Origin of the sequence: Pseudomonas sp. LPB4.O, from assembly GCF_038383825.1 — a bacterium.
GTDB classification, from domain to species: Bacteria; Pseudomonadota; Gammaproteobacteria; order Pseudomonadales; family Pseudomonadaceae; genus Aquipseudomonas; species Aquipseudomonas putida.
Genome location: NZ_CP151298.1, coordinates 2,415,292 through 2,434,102 on the forward strand (window position 1 = coordinate 2,415,292; position 18,811 = coordinate 2,434,102).

The following is an 18,811-nucleotide window of genomic DNA, read 5'->3' on the forward strand; positions in this document are numbered from 1 at the left end:
CGACACACACGCACACCACGCGACACCCACAAAAACAAGAACCGAGGTGGCTATGAAGACGACTTCCGTAAGTGAAGTGATCGATGCTGCACCCTTCAATCGCACGCACCTGCTGATACTGCTGTGGGGCTGTTTCATCATGCTGTTCGACGGCTATGACATGGTGATTTACGGCTCGGTGGTGCCACGCCTGATGCAGGAATGGCAACTTAGCGCCATCGAAGCCGGCACGCTCGGCAGCTGTGCGCTGTTCGGCATGCTGTTCGGCGGTACTTTGCTGGCGCCACTGGCCGACCGTTTCGGCCGGCGCAAACTGATCATCCTCACCACACTGCTGGCCAGCCTGGCGGCGTTCATGACCGGGCATGCAGAAACCCCGCTGGAGCTCGGTGCCTGCCGCCTGGTGACTGGGCTGGCCCTGGGCGCGCTGGTGCCCAGCGCCGTCAACCTGATCAGCGAGTTCGCCCCGCAAGGGCGGCGCAGCACCATGATCACCGTGATGTCCAGCTTCTATTCGGTGGGCGCAGTGCTGTCGGCTTTGCTGGCGATCGCGGTGATCCCGCAGTGGGGGTGGCAAGCTGTGTTCTATGTGGCTGTGCTGCCGGTGCTGGCCGTACCGTTCATGCTGCGCTACCTGCCGGAGTCGGCTGCGTTTCTTGAACTCAAGGGGCGCCGCGCCGAGCTTGAGCGGTTGCTGGTGAAGGTCGACCCGGCGTTTCGCCCGGGCACCGAGTTACGTTTGGCGGGCAGCGACCAACCGGTAGACAAGGCGCGCCTGGCGCAGTTGTTCGGCCCTGGTCAGGCCCTGGCCACCTTGTTGCTATGGGTGGCGTTCGCCATGTGCATGCTGATGAGCTACGGCCTCAATACCTGGTTGCCCAAGCTGATGGCGCAGGGCGGCTACCCCTTGGGCTCGAGCCTGGCGTTTCTGGTGACGCTGAACATTGGCGCCACGGTGGGTGCATTGTTTGGTGGCTGGCTCGCCGACCGCCTGGGGGTGCAGCGCACGCTGGCGCTGTTCTTCGTGCTGGCAGCGCTGTCGCTGGCGGCGCTGGGGCTCAACCCGGGCCCGCTGTTGCTGAACCTGCTGTTGCTGATCGCCGGCGCTACCACCATCGGCACGCTGGCGGTAATCCATGCCTATGCCTCTATCGCCTACCCGGCGCATATCCGCTCCACCGGGGTGGGCTGGGCTGCGGGTATCGGCCGCCTCGGCGCCATCGCCGGGCCCATGCTGGGTGGCAGCCTGCTGTCGATGCAACTGCCGATCCAGCAAAACTTCCTCGCCTTCGCCCTGCCTGGGGTGATCGGTGCGCTTGCCATCGCCTTCATCCAGGTGCGTGCGCCACAACAGGCCAGTGAGCCTGAAGCTGCCAACAAACCTACGTGCTGACCAAGGAGCCTTGCATGTCTGCCAATTGCCCTCGTTATCAAGACCTTCAACTGCTGCCGATTGCCGGCCAGTGGCGCGCCGGCAGTGCCGGCAAGCCCCTGAATGTGTACAACCCGTACAACGACGACTTGTTGCTTGAGGTCCAACAGGCCAGTCGTGCCGACCTGGATGCCGCCTATCAGGAGGCAGCCCGGGCACAGTCGAAATGGGCGGCACTGGGCCCCGCCGCACGCGCGGCGGTGCTGTACGAAGTAGTGGCGATATTTGATCGTCGGCGCGACGAGATCATCGACTGGATCATCCGCGAATCCGGCAGTACCCGGCTCAAGGCGCAGCTGGAATGGGGAGCGGCGCGGGCAATTGCGCTGGAGTCGGCATCGTTTCCGTCGCGGGTGCACGGGCGCATCGTCGAGTCCAACGTGCCGGGCAAGGAAAGCCGCGTGTACCGCAGTGCCCTGGGTGTGGTCGGGGTCATCAGCCCGTGGAACTTCCCGCTGCACCTGACCCAGCGCTCGATTGCCCCGGCGCTGGCGCTGGGCAATGCCGTGGTGGTCAAGCCTGCCAGCGACACCCCGGTGTGCGGCGGCCTGCTGCTGGCGCGCATCTTCGAAGAGGCAGGGCTGCCAGCCGGGGTGCTCAGTGTGGTGGTCGGCGCGGGCGGCGATATCGGTGATGCCTTTGTCGAGCACCCGGTGCCGGCGCTGATCACCTTCACTGGCTCCACCCCGGTGGGGCGTGGCATTGGCCGTATTGCGAGCGGTGGCGAACACCTCAAGCACGTTGCCCTGGAGCTGGGCGGCAATAGCCCGTTCGTGGTGCTGGACGATGCCGACCTTGAACAGGCGGTGAATGCTGCCGTGTTCGGCAAGTTCCTGCATCAGGGGCAGATCTGCATGGCGGTGAACCGGATCATCGTTGACGACAGCCTCTACGACGCTTTTGCGCAGCGCTTCGTCGAGCGTGTCAGGGCGCTGGTGGTAGGCGATCCGGACTCGTCAGCTACGGTGATCGGGCCGGTAATCAATGCCCGGCAACTGCAGGGCCTGCTGGACAAGATCAGCCTGGCACGCGGCGAAGGTGCCGAGCCGCTGTACGAGGGCGGGGTCGACGGCAACTTGCTGGCGCCGCATGTGTATGGCGAGGTCACCGTCGACATGGACCTTGCGCGTAACGAAATCTTCGGCCCCTTGGTGGGCTTGCTGCGCGCGCGTGACGAAGCGCATGCCCTGGAGCTGGCCAATGCCAGCGAATTCGGCCTTTCCAGCGCGGTATTCAGCCGCAACCTGGAGCGTGCCGTGCGCTTTGCCCGCCAGGTGCGTGCAGGCATGAGCCACATCAACGACATCCCGGTGAACGACGAGGCCAACGCGCCGTTCGGCGGTGAGAAGAACTCGGGGCTTGGCCGTTTCAACGGGGACTGGGCCATCGACGAGTTCACCCGCGATCACTGGGTAAGCGTGCAGCACGTGCCGCGCCAGTATCCGTTCTGATGCATTGAACCACTGAGTAGCGCCCGGCCCGGGCCGGGCATTCATGCAGCCATTCGACCACGGGCTCTGGGCAGCCTGCGGGGGGGCGGCTGCGCCCAAGTAACGCGGAGAACAATAATAATGATGCACACACACTGCACCCTGGCCCGTTCGGCCTTGGCGGTTTCGCTGGCGCTTGGCCTGGGTTTGCCGGCCTGGGCCGAGGAGGGGGGCTTCCTTGAAGATGCCAAGGCCGGGCTGACGCTGCGCAACTACTACTTCAACCGCGATTTCCGTGACCCGGGGGCGGCCAAGAGCAAAGTCGAAGAATGGGCCCAGGGCTTCATCCTCAAGTTCAGCTCTGGCTACACCCCGGGGCTAATTGGTGTTGGCCTGGACGGCATCGCCATGTTCGGCATGAAGCTGGACAGTGGCCGCGGTACCAGCGGTTCCGAACTGCTGCCGGTGCACGACGACGGGCGTGCGGCCGACAACTATGGCCGCGCAGGGCTGGCGGCCAAGCTGCGTATTTCATCGACCGAGCTGAAGGTGGGTGAACTGCTGCCGGATATCCCGCTGCTGCGTTACGACGATGGCCGCCTGCTGCCGCAAACCTTCCGTGGCGCCATGCTCGACTCGCGGGAAATCGAAGGCCTGAGCCTGCAAGCCGGCCAGTACCGCGAGGTCAGCCTGCGCAACTCGTCCGATATGCAGGACCTTTCTGCCTGGGCCGCGCCCGGGGTCACCTCGGACGGCTTCAACTACGCTGGCGCCGAGTACCGCTTCAACCAACAGCGCACCCTGATCGGCGCGTGGCATTCGCAGTTGGAGGACATCTACCAGCAAAGCTACTTCAACCTGCTGCACAGCCAGCGAGTGGGCGAGTGGACGCTGGGGGCCAACCTGGGTTACTTCATCGACCGTGATGACGGCCAGGCGCGCATCGGCGATATCCAGAGCCGCACGGGCTACGCCTTGCTGTCAGCTTCGCACAGTGGTCACACGTTGTACGTGGGGTTGCAGAAAGTGAGTGGCGACAGCCAGTGGATGTCGGTGTACGGCAGCAGCGGGCGCACCTTGGGCAACGACATGTTCAACGGCAACTTCAGCAACGCCGACGAGCGTTCGTGGCAAGTGCGCTACGACTATAACTTTGCCGCGCTGGGTGTGCCGGGGTTGCTGGCCATGGTGCGTTACGGCCATGGCGAGAATGCCACCACGGCGGCAGGCAGTAATGGCAAGGAGTGGGAGCGTGATACCGAGGTGAACTACACGGTCCAGAGCGGAGCGTTGAAGAACCTCAACATCCGCCTGAACAACGCCACCAACCGGCGCAGCTTCAACAGCGATTTCGACCAGACGCGCCTGATCGTCAGCTACCCGCTGACGCTCTAAGCCGCAATATGCCCGGTGAGCACGGTCCTTGTAGGAGCGGCCTTGTGTCGCGATGGGCTGCAAAGCAGCCCCCGGGTTTCAGCACAGATGCATCAAATGAGGGGCTGCTTCGCAGCCCATCGCGACACAAGGCCGCTCCTACAGGTACCGCGCAGACTTTTAGAATTTGAGCAAGTTACCAGGCCAGCAACAACCCCTCACCTTGCGCTAAGATGCTCGCTCATGTCCCTGGAAGTAGCCTGGATGAGCAAGCCCGGTCAAATGGTGCTGGTCGCGTTGCGCAAGATGATCGCCTCGGGCGAGCTGGCGGCCGGCGAGCGCTTGATGGAAGTCCCCACCGCCGAGCTGTTCGGCGTCTCACGCATGCCGGTGCGCATGGCGTTTCGTACCCTCGAGCAGGAAGGCCTGCTGGTGCGTTTTGGTGGCCGGGGTTTTCAGGTGCGCTCGGTCAGCGCCGATGACATCGCAGGTGCGGTCGAGGTGCGCGGGGTGCTGGAGGGGTTGGCCGCTCGCCAGGCCGCAGAGCGTGGCTTGTCAGCGCAAGCACGCGCGGCGCTGCAGCAGTGCCTGGTCGATGGCGACCAGCTGTTCGACAAGGGCTTTGTGACCGAAGACGACCTGCAGGCCTATCACGACCTGAACATGCGCTTTCACCAGGTGATCATCGAAGCCAGCCACAACCCGGCCATCGCCGATGCCCTGGCACGCAACGACCACCTGCCGTTCGCCTCGGTCACCGCACTGGCCGTGGACCGCCATGACCTGGCCCGCGAGTACCGGCGCTTCAACTTTGCCCATATGCAGCATCACGCGGTGTTCGACGCCCTGGCCAATCGTCAGGGTGCTCGCGCCGAAGCGATCATGCGCGAGCACGCCAATGCCACCTTGCGCTACGCCGAAACTTTTGGTGGGGCAACGGCGGACGCGAGCATGAAAGTCATCCTGCCCTCGTCGTAAACCGGTTCAGATATCCAGCACCAGCAGGGGCGACTTCGAGCGCGAGCAGCAGGGCGTGAACTGATCGTTCAGCGCCTGCTCCTCTTCGGTGAGGAACATGTCGCGATGGTCCGGCGTGCCTTGCAGCACGCGGGTCAGGCAGGTGCCGCAAATACCCTGCTCGCACGACATGGCGATCTCGATACCGTGCTGTTCCAGTACCTGCACCACGGTCTGGTCGGCTGGCACCTCGAACACTTGCCCCGTGCTGTTCACCTGCACCGAAAAACTACCGTCGTTGCTGGCATCCACGGGCGCCGCGGCAAAGTATTCGCGGTGCAGGTTGGCCTCCTGCCACCCCAGCCCCTTGGCGCTGGCCAGCACATGCTGCATGAAACCGCCGGGCCCACATACATACAGGTGCACATCGTCTTGCGGGTTGCCCAGCACCCGGGCGATATCCAGCGCGGTTTCCGGTTGCTCGTCAAAGTGCACGAACAGGCGGTCAGCGAACGGCGCGTTGTGAATGCGCTCGACAAAGGCCGCACGCTCGCTGGAGCGGGCACAGTAGTGCAGCTCGAAATCATGGCCGCCGTGGGACAACTGCTCGGCCATGCACAGGATCGGTGTAATGCCGATGCCACCGGCAAACAAAAGGCTGCGCCGCGCGCCCTCGGCCAGCGGGAACAGGTTGCGCGGCGTGCTGATGCGCAGCCGTGCACCGGCCTGCACCTGCTCATGCAGGCTGCGTGAGCCGCCCCGCGAGGCCGGATCGTTTAGCACGCCAATCAGGTAGCGGTGGCGCTCTTCGGGGTGATTGCACAGCGAATACTGGCGCACCAGCCCATCGGGCAAGTGCACGTCGATATGTGCGCCAGCGCTGAACGGCGGCAGCAGGCTGCCATCCGCCGCCGCCAGCTCGAAGCTGCAGATACCTTGCGCTTCATCGTTACGGGACACCACTACGGCATCGATCATTTCGGCTGTTCCTCAGGCAGGGGTGGCGCTGGTAGCGATCAGTTGCGGTTGCGGCGCACGCTCTTTGGCGATGATCCGCTCCAGCACCTTGCGCGACTGCACGCCGCCAGCATCGATGTTCAGCTTCAGCAGGTTGCGCTCGGGGTAGGCCAGCAGGTTCTGTTGCTGGCGTTCGAGCATCTCCAGGTCTTCGCTGAAAATCTTGCCCTGGCCCTCACGAATGTCGTCGGTCAGGGCCTGGTCGTGCGCGGCGAAGTTGCGCGCCATGCCCCAGAAGTACCAGATCGAGGTGTCGGTTTCCGGAGTGATGAAATCGACCACGATGCTCGACGCCTTGTGCTGCGCTTCGGCGTGGTAGCCACCCTTGCCGGCATGGGCTACGCCCACTTCGATCAGCACATGGCTCGGCGGAGTGAAGCGACAGATCTGCCAGCGATCCACCGGCACGTCGTCGGCCAGGCCGTTGCCACGCAAGGCCATGCGCCAGAAGGGCGGGGCCATGATGTTTTCCATGTGCCGGGAGGTAACCACCTCGTCGCCGGTGACGGTGGTGACTGGCGGCGCCTCGTCGATTTCCTTCTGGCCGATGCTGGAGGCATGCACGTAGGTTTCGTGGGTGAGGTCCATCAGGTTGTCGATCATCAGCCGGTAGTCACAACCAATGTGGAACAGCCCGCCGCCGTACGCCCACTCATCATTCACCGCCCATTCCAGATGCGGGATCAGCGCCGGGTCGGCCTGCGCCTGGTCGCCGGGCCAGACCCAGATGAAGCCATAGCGTTCGACGGCCGCAAAGGTCTTGTTGCAGGGAAAGCCACGCACTCGCTGGCCCGGCATCGAGACGGTCTTGCCGTCGCAACCCATGACCAGGCCGTGGTAGCCACACACCAGGTTGCCGTCCTCGACATAGCCCAACGACAACGGCGCGCCGCGGTGGGGGCAGAAGTCCTCGACGGCGGCCACTTTGTTTTCTTGGGCGCGGTAGAACACGATCTTCTCGCCGCAGATCTGCCGTCCAAGGGGCTTGGTGGTGATCTCGTCGGGGGTGCAGGCGACGTACCAGGTGTTTTTGGGGTACATGGGGAGGCTCTCCAGGGTTTTGTTTTTATTTAATGGATCCATTAGAGGCATGATGCAGACTTGTGGTCAATAAAATCTAGCGGTTTATGCTGGGTATTGTGCGATTATCGAATTTATATGGATCCATTAACTTCGTGGCGTAAGAGATAACCATACGACGAGGCGGGGGAGGATGGCTTCGCACCACTGCGTGTCGGACCTGCTATTACTAAGCAAACGCATACCATAAAGGCCCGTCGATGCTCGCCATCGAACAGCTCCACAAATCATTCCCCACCCCCCAAGGCCCGCTCCCTGTCCTGCAGGGCGTGGACCTGCGTCTGGCACGCGGTAGCAGCCTGGCGCTGATGGGGGAGTCGGGCAGCGGCAAGAGCACGTTGCTGCACCTGATTGCCGGCCTGGACCGTGCCGACAGCGGCCGTATCCTGATCGATGGCGTCCCGCTCGACGGCCGTTCGGAGGCGTCGCTGGCGCAGTGGCGACGGGAGGGGATTGGCCTGGTGTTCCAGCAATACAACCTGATCAGTAGCCTGGACGTGGCGGCGAACCTCGCCTTTCAGGCCAGGCTGGCTGGCAGGCATGACCCACAATGGGTGGGTTACCTGGCAGAGCAGTTGGGCTTGGCAGGTTTGCTGGCGCGCTACCCTGAGCAGTTGTCCGGTGGCCAGCAGCAACGGGTCGCCATCGGCCGCGCCCTGGCTGGGCGCCCGGCTTGGCTGCTGGCCGACGAACCCACCGGCAGCCTTGACGAAGCCAGCAGCGATGAGGTGCTGAGCCTGTTGCTGCAACTGGTCGCCGAGGCCGGCAGCGGTGTGCTGATGGTGACCCACAGCCCCCGGCTGGCGGCACGCTTGCAGGGGCGTTGCCAGCTGCAGGCCGGTCGCGTTCAGCCAGAGTCGGGGTGATGAGGCTTTTGTCGCTGGCCCTGTTGGCGTTGTTCAGCCATTGGCGGCGCCATCGTGTGCAGTTTTTCAGCATCTTCACCGGGCTGTGGCTGGCCACGGCGCTGTGGACGGGCGTGCAGGCGCTGAACAGCCAGGCACGCAGCGACTACGCCCGCGCCAGTGCCGTGCTGGCCGGGCCGCTGCAGGCGCAGCTGGTGCCGCGCAACGGTGAGCGCTTCGACCAAGGGCTTTACGTGCAATTGCGCAAGCAGGGTTGGCCAGTAACGCCCGTGCTGGAAGGGCGCTTGCGTTTGCCTGGGGGGCCCGCGCGCAGTGTGCGCTTGTTGGGCATCGAACCTTTGAGCCTGCCGCCGGCCAGCAGCATTGCCGGTGTGCAGCCGCAAGCATTCGATGTGCAAGCGTTCATCGGCACGCCCGGGCAAGCGTGGGCCGGGCCAGACACCTTGCGGCAACTGGGCGCAGAGCGTGGGGCAGCGGTGCGCGACAGCGAAGGGCAATTGCTACCCCCCATGATCCTGCAGCCTGCATTGGCGCCTGGGGTGATCGTGGTCGATATCGGCCATGCCCAGCGGTTGCTGCACGCGCCTGGGCAGTTGTCGCGGTTGCTGGTGGCCGGAAAGCCAGGGCCGCTGCCTGCTGATATTGCGGTTTACCTCGAACTGCAACCGCAACAGGACGACGGCGGGTTGCAGCGGCTGACTGAGAGCTTTCACCTCAACCTGACTGCTCTCGGCCTGCTGGCGTTCGTCGTAGGCCTGTTTATCGCCCATGCCGCAATCGGTCTGGCGCTAGAACAGCGGCGTGGGTTGATCCGCAATCTGCGCGCCTGTGGCGTCAGCTTGAACACCCTGCTGTGCGCCTTGATGCTGGAGCTGGGTCTGTTCGCCGTCCTGGGCGGGCTGGCCGGTGTGGCCAGCGGGTATGTGCTGGCCGCGTGGTTGTTGCCCGATGTGGCAGCCAGTTTGCGCGGCCTGTACGGCGCCCAGGTTGCCGGTACCCTGAGCCTGCCCGCGTGGTGGTGGCTGGTGGGGGTGCTTGTGAGTGTGCTGGGGGCATTGCTGGCAGGGCTGGGCAGTGTGTTACGTGCAGCCCGGTTGCCATTGCTGGCGTTGGCGCAGCCTCAGGCTTGGCGGCTGGCGCAGGGACCATGGTTGAGGCGCCAGGCTTGCATAGCGGGCGTCCTGTTGCTGCTGGCCTTGGGCTGTGGCGTGCTGGGTAACCGCCTGGCCAGCGCGTTTGCCATGCTGGCTGGGCTGTTGCTGGCGGCGGCGCTGTTGTTGCCGGCCTTGCTCGACCGGGCTCTGGCCTTGCTGACGCGGTATTGCCGGCGGCCTTTGGCGCAATGGTTCGTCGCCGATAGCCGCCAGCAACTGCCGGCACTGAGTTTGGCACTGATGGCACTGTTGCTGGCGCTGGCTGCCAGTGCCGGCGTGGGCAGCATGACCGAAGGCTTTCGCAAGACCTTTGTCGGCTGGCTGGACCTGCGCCTGTCTGCCGACCTGTACGTCAGCCCTCGGGATACAGGCCAAGGTCTGGAAATTGCGCAATGGCTAGGGCAGCAATCGGCAGCCAGTGTGGTGCTGCCCGGCTGGCGGGTAGAAACGCAGTTGCAGGGCTGGCCGGTGCAGCTTCAGGGCATCGTCGATCACCCGGGCTACCTCAAGCGTTGGCCGTTGCTGCAGGAGCAGCCTCACGCCTGGGAAGCGTTGGCCGGCGGGCATGCGGTGATGCTCAGCGAACAGCTGGCCAGGCGCCTGAAGGTGCAACTGGGCGACCGCCTGGCGCTGCCTTCAGAGGCGATGACAGTGGTGGGGATCTATGCCGATTACGGTAACCCCAAGGGGCACGTGCTGGTCAATGCCAGCTGGTTGCGCACGCACTGGCCGCAGGCCACGCTGACCGGTTTGAGCGTTGATCTGCCCGCTGAGCAATTGCCCGTCATCAAGGCTGCGTTGCAGCAGCGTTTCGCCCTGGACGACAGCCGCGTAGTGGAGCAGGCGCGCCTGAAACGCTGGTCTACCGAGGTGTTCAACCGCACCTTTGCCGCCACTGCCGCGCTCAACAGCCTCACGCTTGGCGTGGCCGGCGTGGCGCTGTTCATCAACTTGCTGACGTTGGGCCAAACGCGGCTGAGCCAACTGGCACCCCTGTGGGCGCTGGGTGTGCAGCGCAGGCAACTGGTGTGGTTGAGCCTGGGGCAGACACTGATGCTGAGCAGTTTCACGGTACTGCTGGCCATTCCGTTGGGGGTGTTGCTGGCCTGGTGCCTGGTGGCGGTGGTCAACGTGCAGGCGTTCGGCTGGCGCCTGCCGCTTTACGTATTCCCCGTGCAGCTGCTGCAACTGGCCGCCTTGGGGTTGTTCTCCAGCCTGTTGGCCAGCGCCTGGCCGCTGTGGCAACTGGCGCGCCGCCAGCCCCGCGAACTGTTGAGGCCGTTTACCGATGAAGCGTAACGCCTTGCTGTTGCTATGCGGCCTGCTATGCGCTTGTGACCCGCCAGCGCCACAAAGCTATGCCGGGCTGGGGCAGCAGGCAGACGGTTTCAGCCAGGTGGCCCGCGCGCATCGCCTGGAATTCCCGCGTGACCATGGCGCGCACGATGGCTTTCGCATCGAATGGTGGTACGTCACCGCCAACCTCAAGGACGTCCAGGGGCGTGACTGGGGCGCCCAGTGGACCCTGTTCCGCTCGGCCCTGCGCCCCGGCCCTGAAACCACCGACTGGAACAGCCCCAACCTGTGGATGGGGCACGCGGCCCTGACCGGGCCGGGTGGCCACCAGTCTGGCGAAACCCTGGCCCGCGGCGGTATCGGCCAGGCCGGCGTGCAGGCCCAGCCGTTCCGGGCGTGGATCAATGATTGGTCGTTGCAGGGCAGGGCGGGCATCGAAAGCCTGCAAATGGCTGCCGGTGGCGAAGGTTTTCGCTACGCCTTGCGTTTGCGCAGTGATCGCCCCCTGGTGCTGCACGGCGACCAGGGTTACAGCGAGAAATCCGGCAAGGGGCAGGCTTCTTACTATTACAGCCAGCCGTTTTACCGTGTGCACGGGGAGGTAGAGCGTGATGGCATGTGCATCGCGGTCACCGGCCAGGCCTGGCTGGACCGGGAATGGAGCAGCCAGCCGCTGGCGGCCGGGCAAACGGGGTGGGACTGGTTTTCCCTGCACCTGGACAGTGGTGCCAGGCTGATGTTGTTCCAGGTGCGTCAGGCTGAGGGCGATGCCTACCGCGCCGGCACGTGGGTTGGCCCGCAAGGTGAAGTGGTAGCGCTGCAAGGCGCGCAGGTTCAGTTGCAGGCCCTGGCCTGGGCCGAGCAGAAGCATGGCAAACAGGTACCGACGCGCTGGCGGGTGCAGGTGCCGGCGCATGGGGTGGATGTGCAGGTCGAGGCGGTGGAACCACGGGCCTGGATGGACACACGGTTCCCGTACTGGGAAGGGCCGGTGCGGTTGAGCGGGAGTGCCGGTGGGCGCGGGTATCTGGAGATGACCGGGTACTAGTGCAATACATTCCCGCGATCATGCACCCACAAGGGACGCGTCATCGTTTCAGTCTTTGATCAGACGCTGTAGCACGGCCCGTGCTTCTTCGGTGCGCAAGCACTCGATGAACAACTGGCTTTCCCGCGCCACCGTGGCCTCCAGCTCCGCCCGCTGGCTGTCCTTCATCAGCCGCTTGCTGATGCGCAGCGCCGCCTGCGGGTAAGTTTGCAGCTGCCGCGCCAGCTTGCGCGCTGCGGCCAGGCACTGCTCGCCATCTTCATGCAGCTCATTGGCCAACCCCCAGGCCACCGCCTGTTCGCCATCCAGCAACACGTTACCCAGCAGCAGGCCAGCGGCGCGGGCCTGGCCAAGCAAGCGTGGCAGCAACAGGCTGGAGCCAAACTCCGGGCACACCCCCAACGGTGCGAAAGGCATGCGCAGCTTGGTCGAGCGGCTGACCAGCACTTGGTCGCAATGCAACAGCAAGGTGGCGCCGATGCCGATTGCTGCGCCACTGACTGCCGCGATCAGCGGCTTGTCCAGCCCCATGACCACCCGCATCAGGCGGAACACCGGGCTGTCCAGGTCAGTGGGCGGGTTGTCGAGGAAGTCGCGCAGGTCGTTGCCAGCGGTGAAGCAGTGGGCGCCACCGGTGATGATAATGGCATCGACGCCAGGGTCTTCACCCGCTGCCAGCAGCAGGTCGCCCAGTTGCTGGTACATGGCGGTGTTCAAGGCGTTGAGCTTGTCGGGGCGGTTGAAGGCCAGGGTCAGCAGGCCTTGGTCCAGCTCGCGTGTGATCAGGTCGTTCATGGCAGCCGCTTTTGTTGTTGTGGGTACGTGTGCCAAGGGTTTATCACGCAGTCCGGCTTGTTGTACAGTCGTTCAGTCCAGCCCCTGAACCGAGAACCCTTGATGAGCCAGGAAGCCCGCTACCACCGCATGCTGCCGGAATTGCGCAAGGCCAACCTGGTCGAAGCGACCCTGGTGTGCCTCAAACGCCACGGATTCCAAGGGGCTTCGATCCGCAAGATTTCGGCCGAGGCCGGGGTCTCGGTCGGGCTGATCAGCCACCACTACGCCGGCAAGGACGAACTGGTTGCCGAAGCCTACCTGGCCGTCACCGGCCGGGTGATGGGGCTGCTGCGTGAAGCCATGGCGCAGGCTGCGCCCAATGCCCGCGAGCGGTTGTCGGCGTTTTTCCGCGCCTCGTTCTGTGCAGAGTTGCTCGACCCGCAGTTGCTCGACGCCTGGTTGGCGTTTTGGGGCGCGGTAAAGACGGCCGACGCGATCAACCAGGTGCATGACCATTCCTATGGCGAGTACCGCAAGGAGCTGAGCCGGTTGCTGGCCGAGTTGGCCACGCAGGAGGGCTGGCAGGGCTTCGATGCCGACCTCGCGGCCATCAGCCTCAGTGCCCTGCTCGATGGCCTGTGGCTGGAGTCGGGGCTCAACCCCGGCACCTTCACCCCCGAGCAGGGCGTGATTATCTGCGAGGCCTGGGTCGATGGCCTGCAGGCCGGTGGTCGGCGGCGCTTCAGCCTGCCCGAGGGCTGTTGATCGTCTGTTCAGTAACGAGTACGCTGCTGGCGCGAGTGTGTAGAACAACACCAATAAAAAGAGACAACACGCGATGACGCCTCGGGTATTGATCGTCGATGACGATCCGCTTATTCGTGACTTGCTGCAGGCCTATCTGTCCCAGGAAGGCTATGACGTGCACTGCGCCGATACGGCGGAAAAGGCCGAAGCCTTGCTCGCCAGCCAGGATGTCGACCTGGTGCTGCTGGATATCCGCCTGCCTGGCAAGGACGGCCTCACCCTGACCCGCGAGCTGCGCGTGCGCTCGGAGGTGGGCATCATCCTCATCACCGGCCGCAACGATGACATCGACCGCATTGTCGGCCTGGAGTGCGGCGCCGACGATTATGTGATCAAACCGCTCAACCCCCGCGAGCTGGTATCACGCGCCAAAAACCTGATCCGCCGCGTGCGCCATGCCCGCGAAGTGCACCCGGCACCGGCCTGCGCGCAGTCGTTGAAGCAGTTTGCCGACTGGGCGCTGGACACCGACCGCCGGCGCCTGATCGACCCACGCGGCGGGCAAACCCTGCTGACCCACGGTGAGTTCCAGTTGCTCAGCGTGTTCCTGCGCAACAGCGGCCATACCCTGAGCCGCGACCAGCTGATGGACCAGATTCGCAACCGCGAGTGGGTGCCCAACGACCGCTCCATCGACGTGCTGGTCGGTCGCCTGCGGCGCAAGCTGCACGATGACCCGGCCGAGCCGCAACTGATCATCACCATTCACGGCACCGGCTACCTGTTCACTGCCAGCGTGGCCGCATGATCTACCGCGCCCGCCGTGCCTGGGCGATGGTGCTGGCGTTGCTTGCCGTGCCAGCCGGTGCTGCAGAAACGGTGCGCTACTGCGATTACCCGGTGTACCCGCCGATGTCCTGGAGCGACGGCCACCAGGTGCGTGGCCTGGCGCCAACCGTGGTGCGCGAACTGTTCGCCCGCATGGGCTACCAAGTGCAGAACGTGGTGCTGGGCAACTGGAAACGCTGCCTGATGGACGCTGCCGCCGGGAGGGTGGACGTGGTGCTGGCCTACAACAGCGACCAACGTGACCAGCGCATGCATTTTTCCACGGAGCCGGTAATGCGCGAGGAAGTGGCTGTGTTCTACAACCGCAAACGGCCAGTGCAGTTCCAGCAGTTGGAGGACCTGGCCGGTTACCGCGGCGGCCTGTTGTACGGCGAAAGCTACGGCGCCGAATTCGACCGCTTCGTCGCCCGGCATCAGAACATCGAGCGGGTGTCTTCCAGCCAGCAGAACTTCGGCAAGCTGATCCGCGGGCGCATCGACTACGTGATCCAGGAGCGGCGCACCGGTCAACTGTTCATCGAGCACCTGGCAGGCGCGCAGGACATCCGCGTATTGCCCAGCGCGCTGAGCGTGGACTACCTGCGCGTTGCCGTATCGCGGCAATCACCCCTGAGCCAGCACATGGACGAAATCGACGCTCAGTTGCGGCGCATGAACCAGGCTGGCGAGATCGCGCGCTGGCTGGAGCAGAGCGAGGTCACCTACCGCGACATGATCAACCTGCCGGCAGATGCCCGATGATTCGCCTGCACACCGATGGCCTGCTGCGCCGCCTGCTGCGGTTCATCCTGTTGTTCAGCCTGTGTTTCACGGTGCTGGCCAGTGGCGTGCAGCTGTATTTCGAATACCGCCGCGAGATGCGCGACATCGAGGCGCGCATGGCGTTGATCCGCGCCGGCTACCTCGCCAGCCTGGAGCGCAGCCTGTGGGACCTGGACGAGGCCCAGCTCGATACGCAATTGCGCGGTTTGGTGGATTTTTCCGACGTGGCCCGGGTGCGCCTGGTCAGCGACGATTTTCAACTGCTACGAGGGGAGGCCGAACCCAAAGGGCCGCTGCGCATCGAGCGCTTCCCCCTGGACTATCAGCCCCCCTCGGGGCCGGCCAGGCACCTGGGTGAGCTGGAAGTCAGTATCGACCTGGGAGCTGTGCACCGTCGGCTTTACGCCACCGGCCTTGCCAGCCTGCTGTGGATGGGGGTGTTCCTGTGCGGCCTGGCAGTGGCGCTGTCGGGGCTGTTCTATCGTCTGGTCACCCGCCATCTGCAAGTGATGGCCGAGTTCGCCCGGCGTATTGGCGCCGGCCAATGGCAGGAACCGTTGCGCCTGGGGCGCCGCCGTTCATCGCGCCCTGACGAAATCGATACGGTGGCCAATGCCCTGGACGATATGCGCCGCGCCATCCTCAGCGACATTGAACGCCGCGAGCGCGACCGCCTGGCGTTGCAAGACAAGCGCGACGAACTGCTGGCCATGGTCGAGCGACGTACCGCCAGCCTGGCCCGGGCCAAGGATGAAGCCGAGGCCGCCAACCTGGCCAAGTCGCGCTTTCTGGCGACCATGAGCCACGAGCTGCGCACCCCGCTCAACGGTATCCTGGGCATGGCCGAGCTGCTACGCGGTGGCCGGCTGGATGCGGCCGACCGTCAGCGCCTGGAAGCCTTGTACAAGGCCGGCGAGGGGCTGTTGGCGATTCTCAACGAAGTGCTGTATTTCGCCCGGCTCGAAGAAGGTGAGAGCCGCGCCGAGCTGGTCGGCTTTTCGCTGCGCCAGTTGTGCCAGGAAGTGCTGGCGCTGCTCGAACCCATGGCTGCGGACAACGGCGACACACTGAATCTGGAGGTTGATGAGCAATTAGCCGGTTACCAGCACGGCGCCGAGCAGTACCTGCGTCAGGTGCTCAGCAACCTGCTGGCCAATGCCATCAAATTCACCGAGCACGGCCAGGTGCGGCTCAAGGTACAGGTGCTGGCCAGCGATGCGACCACGCAGCGCCTGCGGCTGTCTGTCAGTGACAATGGCATCGGCATCGAGCCGGCCGTCCAGGCAAAAATCTTCGACCGCTTCGTCCAGGCCAGCGAAGCCGTGGCACGCCGCTACGGCGGCACCGGTCTGGGCCTGGCGATCTGCAAGCACCTCGTGGAAAAGCTGGGGGGCTGCATTGGCCTGGACAGTGTACAAGGGCAGGGCAGCTGCTTCTGGTTCGAGCTCGACATCGCCCTTGGGCAGCCGGATTCACCTCCTAAGCTAGCCCAGTCGGTCAGCGCCAGCCTGGATATCCTGGTGGTCGAGGACGTCGCGCTGAACCGTGAGGTGGCGGGCGGCCTGCTGGTGCGCGATGGCCACCGGGTGAGCTTTGCCGAGCATGCCGGGCAGGCCCTGCAGCTGTGTGCACAGCGGCGCTTCGACCTGATCCTGCTCGACGTTCACCTGCCCGGCATGAGCGGGGTGGAACTGTGCCGGCAGCTTCGTGCCACCCCCGGGCCAAACCACCACAGCCGGATAGTGGCGCTGACTGCTGGCGTGCAACCGGGGCAAGTGTCGGGTTACCTGGAAGCCGGCATGCAAGGTGTGCTGGCCAAGCCTCTGCGGCTAGCCAACCTGCGCCAGGCGCTGGCCGACGCGAAGCCGACTGAAGAGGCCGGTATTGACGCGAACATGGACTGGTCGCTGCTGGCCACCCACCGCTCGCTGCTGGGCGAGCAGAAGCTGCAAGGCCTGCTGAAGGTGTTGCGCCAGTCACTGGAGCAGCACGCCACGGCGTTGGCCGAGGCGCTGCCGGCCCAGGACTTTACCGAAGTGCTGCACCTGGCCCATCGCCTGGCTGGCAGTTGCGACTCCCTGGGTTTTTCTGGCCTGGCTGCGCTGTTGCGACGCCTGGAAGACGCAGCCCGCCAGCATGACGGGCAGGGGCTGAACGCACTTGCCGAACCACTGGCAAACCAGCTCGGCCAGGCCCGTGCGACCCTGGAACAGTTGATCCAGAGCTGACGTACAAAAAACTTACGACTTTTTACATCTTCGATCCGTTCGTACAACGGCACCTTACATCCGTTTCCAATAATCCATGGCAACCGTGTTGCACGCGGTCCATGAGGCTTATTGGAGACAAGAATAATGACATGCCGTAGCGCTCAGCCCCTCCTTCGTACCGCCCCCCGCACCTGCCGCAATGGCGAGGTGCGCCATGACTGACAACCACGAAAAAATCCAGCTCACCCGCGCCCTGAAAAGCCGGCACATCTTCATGCTGTCGCTGGGCGGGGTGATCGGCACCGGCCTGTTCATGGGTTCGGGCGTGACCATCAACCAGGGCGGGCCGGTGGGCGCGATCCTGGCGTACCTGGTGGCCGGCTTGCTGATGTACCTGGTGATGGTCTGCCTGGGTGAACTGTCGGTGCAGATGCCGGTGTCCGGCTCGTTCCAGGCCCACGCCACGAAGTTCATCGGCCCGGCCACCGGCTTCATGATTGGCTGGGTGTACTGGATGAGCTGGGCCACTACCGTGGGCCTGGAGTTCACCGCTGCCGGCATGCTGATGACCCGATGGTTCCCCGAGGTGCCGATCTGGTACTGGTCGGCATTGTTCGTGGTCGTGCTGTTCGGCCTCAACGCCCTGGCCACCCGCGCTTTTGGCGAGGCCGAGTACTGGTTCTCGGGCATCAAGGTGGCGACCATCCTTGGTTTTATCATCATTGGCCTGCTGGTGATCTTCGGCGCCATTCCGCTGAGCAGCGGGGCACCGGCGCCAATGCTGGACAACCTGGTGGGCGAGTCGCTGTTCCCTCACGGTCTGTCGGCGGTGTTCGCGGTGATGATGACCGTGGTCTATGCCTTCCAGGGCTGCGAAATCATGGGCGTGGCGGCCGGCGAGACCGAGCACCCGGAAAAAAGCATCCCGCGGGCGGTGCGCAACGTGGTGTTCCGCGTGCTGATTTTCTATGTGCTGGCGATTGCCGTGCTGTCGGCCATTGTGCCGTTCGAGCAGGCCGGCCTGATGGAAAGCCCGTTCGTGCAGGTGTTCGACATGGTCGGCATCCCCTTTGCTGCCGACGTGATGAACTTCGTCATCCTCACCGCCATCCTGTCGGTGGGCAACTCCGGGCTGTATGCCTCTACGCGCATTCTCTGGGCGATGTCCAAGAGCGGCATGGCGCCGAAAAGCCTGGCACCGCTGAGCAAGCGCGGCGTGCCGCTGCGGGCGCTGAGCATCACCCTGTGCTTTGCCCTGGTGTCGCTGATGACCAGCTTCATTGCCGCCGACACCCTGTTCATGGTGCTGATGGCGGTGAGCGGCATGTCCGGCACCGTAACCTGGATCGTCATCGCCCTGGCGCAGTACCGCTTCCGCAAGGCCTACCTGCGTGAAGGTGGGCAACTGCAGGACCTGAAGTACAGGGCGCCGCTGTACCCACTGGTGCCGCTGCTGTGCATCACCCTGTGCAGCTCGCTGTTTGTGTTCCTGGCACTGGATGGAACCCAGCGGCCGTCGCTGTACTGGGGCTTTGGCTTTATTGCCCTGTGCTACGCGGCGTACTTCTTCGTCAATCGCCGCCGGCAGGGTGCCTTTGAGCCCAGCGCGCCTGGCGTTTGATGCCGTGGGTCGTTGGTTGTAAGTGTTCGTCGAAACATTTTTATTGTCTGTGAGATCGAGCGCCGCCCGCGCGGCGCTTCGCAGCACAAGGCTGCTCCTACATCTGTTTCGGGCCAGTCACGCCTGTGCCTGCGCACGCGATCGCCTTGTTTGCCTGACGCGATATCGCGGTGGAAGCAAAGGGGCCGCGC

General features: G+C 64.4%; 15 protein-coding genes. 12 read left to right on the forward strand and 3 right to left on the reverse strand.

Going from position 1 to position 18,811, the window contains the following annotated elements; translation table 11 throughout:
* Nucleotides 1–52: 52 nt before the first annotated feature.
* From MRBLPB4O_RS10830 to MRBLPB4O_RS10845, 4 genes are all read left to right on the forward strand, one after another.
* Nucleotides 53–1,393 carry an aromatic acid/H+ symport family MFS transporter gene (locus MRBLPB4O_RS10830; RefSeq protein WP_341798395.1) on the forward strand — a complete coding sequence of 447 codons (1,341 nt, stop codon included), beginning with the start codon at nucleotides 53–55 and terminating at the stop codon, nucleotides 1,391–1,393.
* A gap of 14 nt (nucleotides 1,394–1,407) precedes the next feature.
* Nucleotides 1,408–2,883, forward strand: coding sequence for an aldehyde dehydrogenase family protein (locus tag MRBLPB4O_RS10835; RefSeq protein ID WP_341798396.1), 1,476 nt, complete (start codon nucleotides 1,408–1,410; stop codon nucleotides 2,881–2,883).
* A gap of 120 nt (nucleotides 2,884–3,003) precedes the next feature.
* Nucleotides 3,004–4,257 (forward strand): OprD family porin, encoded by a 1,254-nt coding sequence (locus MRBLPB4O_RS10840; protein ID WP_341798397.1) that lies wholly within the window; start codon nucleotides 3,004–3,006, stop codon nucleotides 4,255–4,257.
* Between the two features lie 243 nt (nucleotides 4,258–4,500).
* Nucleotides 4,501–5,214 carry a GntR family transcriptional regulator gene (locus MRBLPB4O_RS10845; RefSeq protein WP_341798873.1) on the forward strand — a complete coding sequence of 238 codons (714 nt, stop codon included), beginning with the start codon at nucleotides 4,501–4,503 and terminating at the stop codon, nucleotides 5,212–5,214.
* A gap of 6 nt (nucleotides 5,215–5,220) precedes the next feature.
* Here MRBLPB4O_RS10845 and MRBLPB4O_RS10850 read toward each other — a convergent pair whose 3' ends face one another.
* Together MRBLPB4O_RS10850 and MRBLPB4O_RS10855 are read right to left on the reverse strand one after the other, a co-directional pair.
* On the reverse strand, nucleotides 5,221–6,171 hold the full coding sequence (locus MRBLPB4O_RS10850; RefSeq protein WP_341798398.1) for a PDR/VanB family oxidoreductase: 951 nt from the start codon (nucleotides 6,169–6,171) through the stop codon (nucleotides 5,221–5,223).
* Between the two features lie 12 nt (nucleotides 6,172–6,183).
* Nucleotides 6,184–7,251 (reverse strand): aromatic ring-hydroxylating dioxygenase subunit alpha, encoded by a 1,068-nt coding sequence (locus tag MRBLPB4O_RS10855; RefSeq protein ID WP_341798399.1) that lies wholly within the window; start codon nucleotides 7,249–7,251, stop codon nucleotides 6,184–6,186.
* Nucleotides 7,252–7,490: 239 nt separating this feature from the next.
* Between MRBLPB4O_RS10855 and MRBLPB4O_RS10860 the strand changes: the two genes are divergently transcribed.
* From MRBLPB4O_RS10860 to MRBLPB4O_RS10870, 3 genes are read left to right on the forward strand one after another with little or no spacing between them, the layout of a single operon-like run.
* On the forward strand, nucleotides 7,491–8,156 hold the full coding sequence (locus MRBLPB4O_RS10860; protein WP_341798400.1) for an ABC transporter ATP-binding protein: 666 nt from the start codon (nucleotides 7,491–7,493) through the stop codon (nucleotides 8,154–8,156).
* Entirely contained in the window at nucleotides 8,156–10,609 is a 2,454-nt protein-coding gene (locus MRBLPB4O_RS10865) for an FtsX-like permease family protein (protein ID WP_341798401.1), read from the forward strand. Before MRBLPB4O_RS10860 ends, MRBLPB4O_RS10865 begins: the two co-directional genes overlap by 1 nt.
* On the forward strand, nucleotides 10,599–11,654 hold the full coding sequence (locus tag MRBLPB4O_RS10870; RefSeq protein WP_341798402.1) for a lipocalin-like domain-containing protein: 1,056 nt from the start codon (nucleotides 10,599–10,601) through the stop codon (nucleotides 11,652–11,654). Before MRBLPB4O_RS10865 ends, MRBLPB4O_RS10870 begins: the two co-directional genes overlap by 11 nt.
* Before the next feature lie 48 nt (nucleotides 11,655–11,702).
* Here the strand turns inward: MRBLPB4O_RS10870 and MRBLPB4O_RS10875 are convergent, their stop codons facing one another.
* A complete protein-coding gene (locus MRBLPB4O_RS10875) occupies nucleotides 11,703–12,449 on the reverse strand; it encodes an enoyl-CoA hydratase (protein WP_341798403.1) in 747 nt (248 codons plus the stop codon).
* Nucleotides 12,450–12,551: 102 nt separating this feature from the next.
* Here MRBLPB4O_RS10875 and MRBLPB4O_RS10880 point away from each other — a divergent pair, with 102 nt between their 5' ends.
* The 5 genes from MRBLPB4O_RS10880 (at nucleotide 12,552) to MRBLPB4O_RS10900 (ending at nucleotide 18,620) form a co-directional block, all read left to right on the forward strand.
* Entirely contained in the window at nucleotides 12,552–13,196 is a 645-nt protein-coding gene (locus MRBLPB4O_RS10880; RefSeq protein ID WP_016499178.1) for a TetR family transcriptional regulator C-terminal domain-containing protein, read from the forward strand.
* Between the two features lie 73 nt (nucleotides 13,197–13,269).
* Nucleotides 13,270–13,986, forward strand: a complete 717-nt coding sequence (locus tag MRBLPB4O_RS10885; RefSeq protein WP_341798404.1) for a response regulator — start codon at nucleotides 13,270–13,272, stop codon at nucleotides 13,984–13,986.
* On the forward strand, nucleotides 13,983–14,768 hold the full coding sequence (locus MRBLPB4O_RS10890) for a transporter substrate-binding domain-containing protein (RefSeq protein WP_341798405.1): 786 nt from the start codon (nucleotides 13,983–13,985) through the stop codon (nucleotides 14,766–14,768). Before MRBLPB4O_RS10885 ends, MRBLPB4O_RS10890 begins: the two co-directional genes overlap by 4 nt.
* Nucleotides 14,765–17,017, forward strand: coding sequence for an ATP-binding protein (locus MRBLPB4O_RS10895; protein ID WP_341798406.1), 2,253 nt, complete (start codon nucleotides 14,765–14,767; stop codon nucleotides 17,015–17,017). Before MRBLPB4O_RS10890 ends, MRBLPB4O_RS10895 begins: the two co-directional genes overlap by 4 nt.
* Nucleotides 17,018–17,213: 196 nt before the next feature.
* Nucleotides 17,214–18,620 (forward strand): amino acid permease, encoded by a 1,407-nt coding sequence (locus tag MRBLPB4O_RS10900; protein ID WP_341798407.1) that lies wholly within the window; start codon nucleotides 17,214–17,216, stop codon nucleotides 18,618–18,620.
* Nucleotides 18,621–18,811: the final 191 nt, after the last annotated feature.

Excerpts from the sequence above, each read along its gene's own strand:
- MRBLPB4O_RS10830 (WP_341798395.1), top strand. The coding sequence starts at position 53 with ATGAAGACGACTTCCGTAAGTGAAGTGATCGATGCTGCACCCTTCAAT.
- MRBLPB4O_RS10835 (WP_341798396.1), top strand. The coding sequence starts at position 1,408 with ATGTCTGCCAATTGCCCTCGTTATCAAGACCTTCAACTGCTGCCGATT.
- MRBLPB4O_RS10840 (WP_341798397.1), top strand. The coding sequence starts at position 3,004 with ATGATGCACACACACTGCACCCTGGCCCGTTCGGCCTTGGCGGTTTCG.
- MRBLPB4O_RS10845 (WP_341798873.1), top strand. The coding sequence starts at position 4,501 with ATGAGCAAGCCCGGTCAAATGGTGCTGGTCGCGTTGCGCAAGATGATC.
- MRBLPB4O_RS10850 (WP_341798398.1), bottom strand. The coding sequence starts at position 6,171 with ATGATCGATGCCGTAGTGGTGTCCCGTAACGATGAAGCGCAAGGTATC.
- MRBLPB4O_RS10855 (WP_341798399.1), bottom strand. The coding sequence starts at position 7,251 with ATGTACCCCAAAAACACCTGGTACGTCGCCTGCACCCCCGACGAGATC.
- MRBLPB4O_RS10860 (WP_341798400.1), top strand. The coding sequence starts at position 7,491 with ATGCTCGCCATCGAACAGCTCCACAAATCATTCCCCACCCCCCAAGGC.
- MRBLPB4O_RS10865 (WP_341798401.1), top strand. The coding sequence starts at position 8,156 with ATGAGGCTTTTGTCGCTGGCCCTGTTGGCGTTGTTCAGCCATTGGCGG.
- MRBLPB4O_RS10870 (WP_341798402.1), top strand. The coding sequence starts at position 10,599 with ATGAAGCGTAACGCCTTGCTGTTGCTATGCGGCCTGCTATGCGCTTGT.
- MRBLPB4O_RS10875 (WP_341798403.1), bottom strand. The coding sequence starts at position 12,449 with ATGAACGACCTGATCACACGCGAGCTGGACCAAGGCCTGCTGACCCTG.
- MRBLPB4O_RS10880 (WP_016499178.1), top strand. The coding sequence starts at position 12,552 with ATGAGCCAGGAAGCCCGCTACCACCGCATGCTGCCGGAATTGCGCAAG.
- MRBLPB4O_RS10885 (WP_341798404.1), top strand. The coding sequence starts at position 13,270 with ATGACGCCTCGGGTATTGATCGTCGATGACGATCCGCTTATTCGTGAC.
- MRBLPB4O_RS10890 (WP_341798405.1), top strand. The coding sequence starts at position 13,983 with ATGATCTACCGCGCCCGCCGTGCCTGGGCGATGGTGCTGGCGTTGCTT.
- MRBLPB4O_RS10895 (WP_341798406.1), top strand. The coding sequence starts at position 14,765 with ATGATTCGCCTGCACACCGATGGCCTGCTGCGCCGCCTGCTGCGGTTC.
- MRBLPB4O_RS10900 (WP_341798407.1), top strand. The coding sequence starts at position 17,214 with ATGACTGACAACCACGAAAAAATCCAGCTCACCCGCGCCCTGAAAAGC.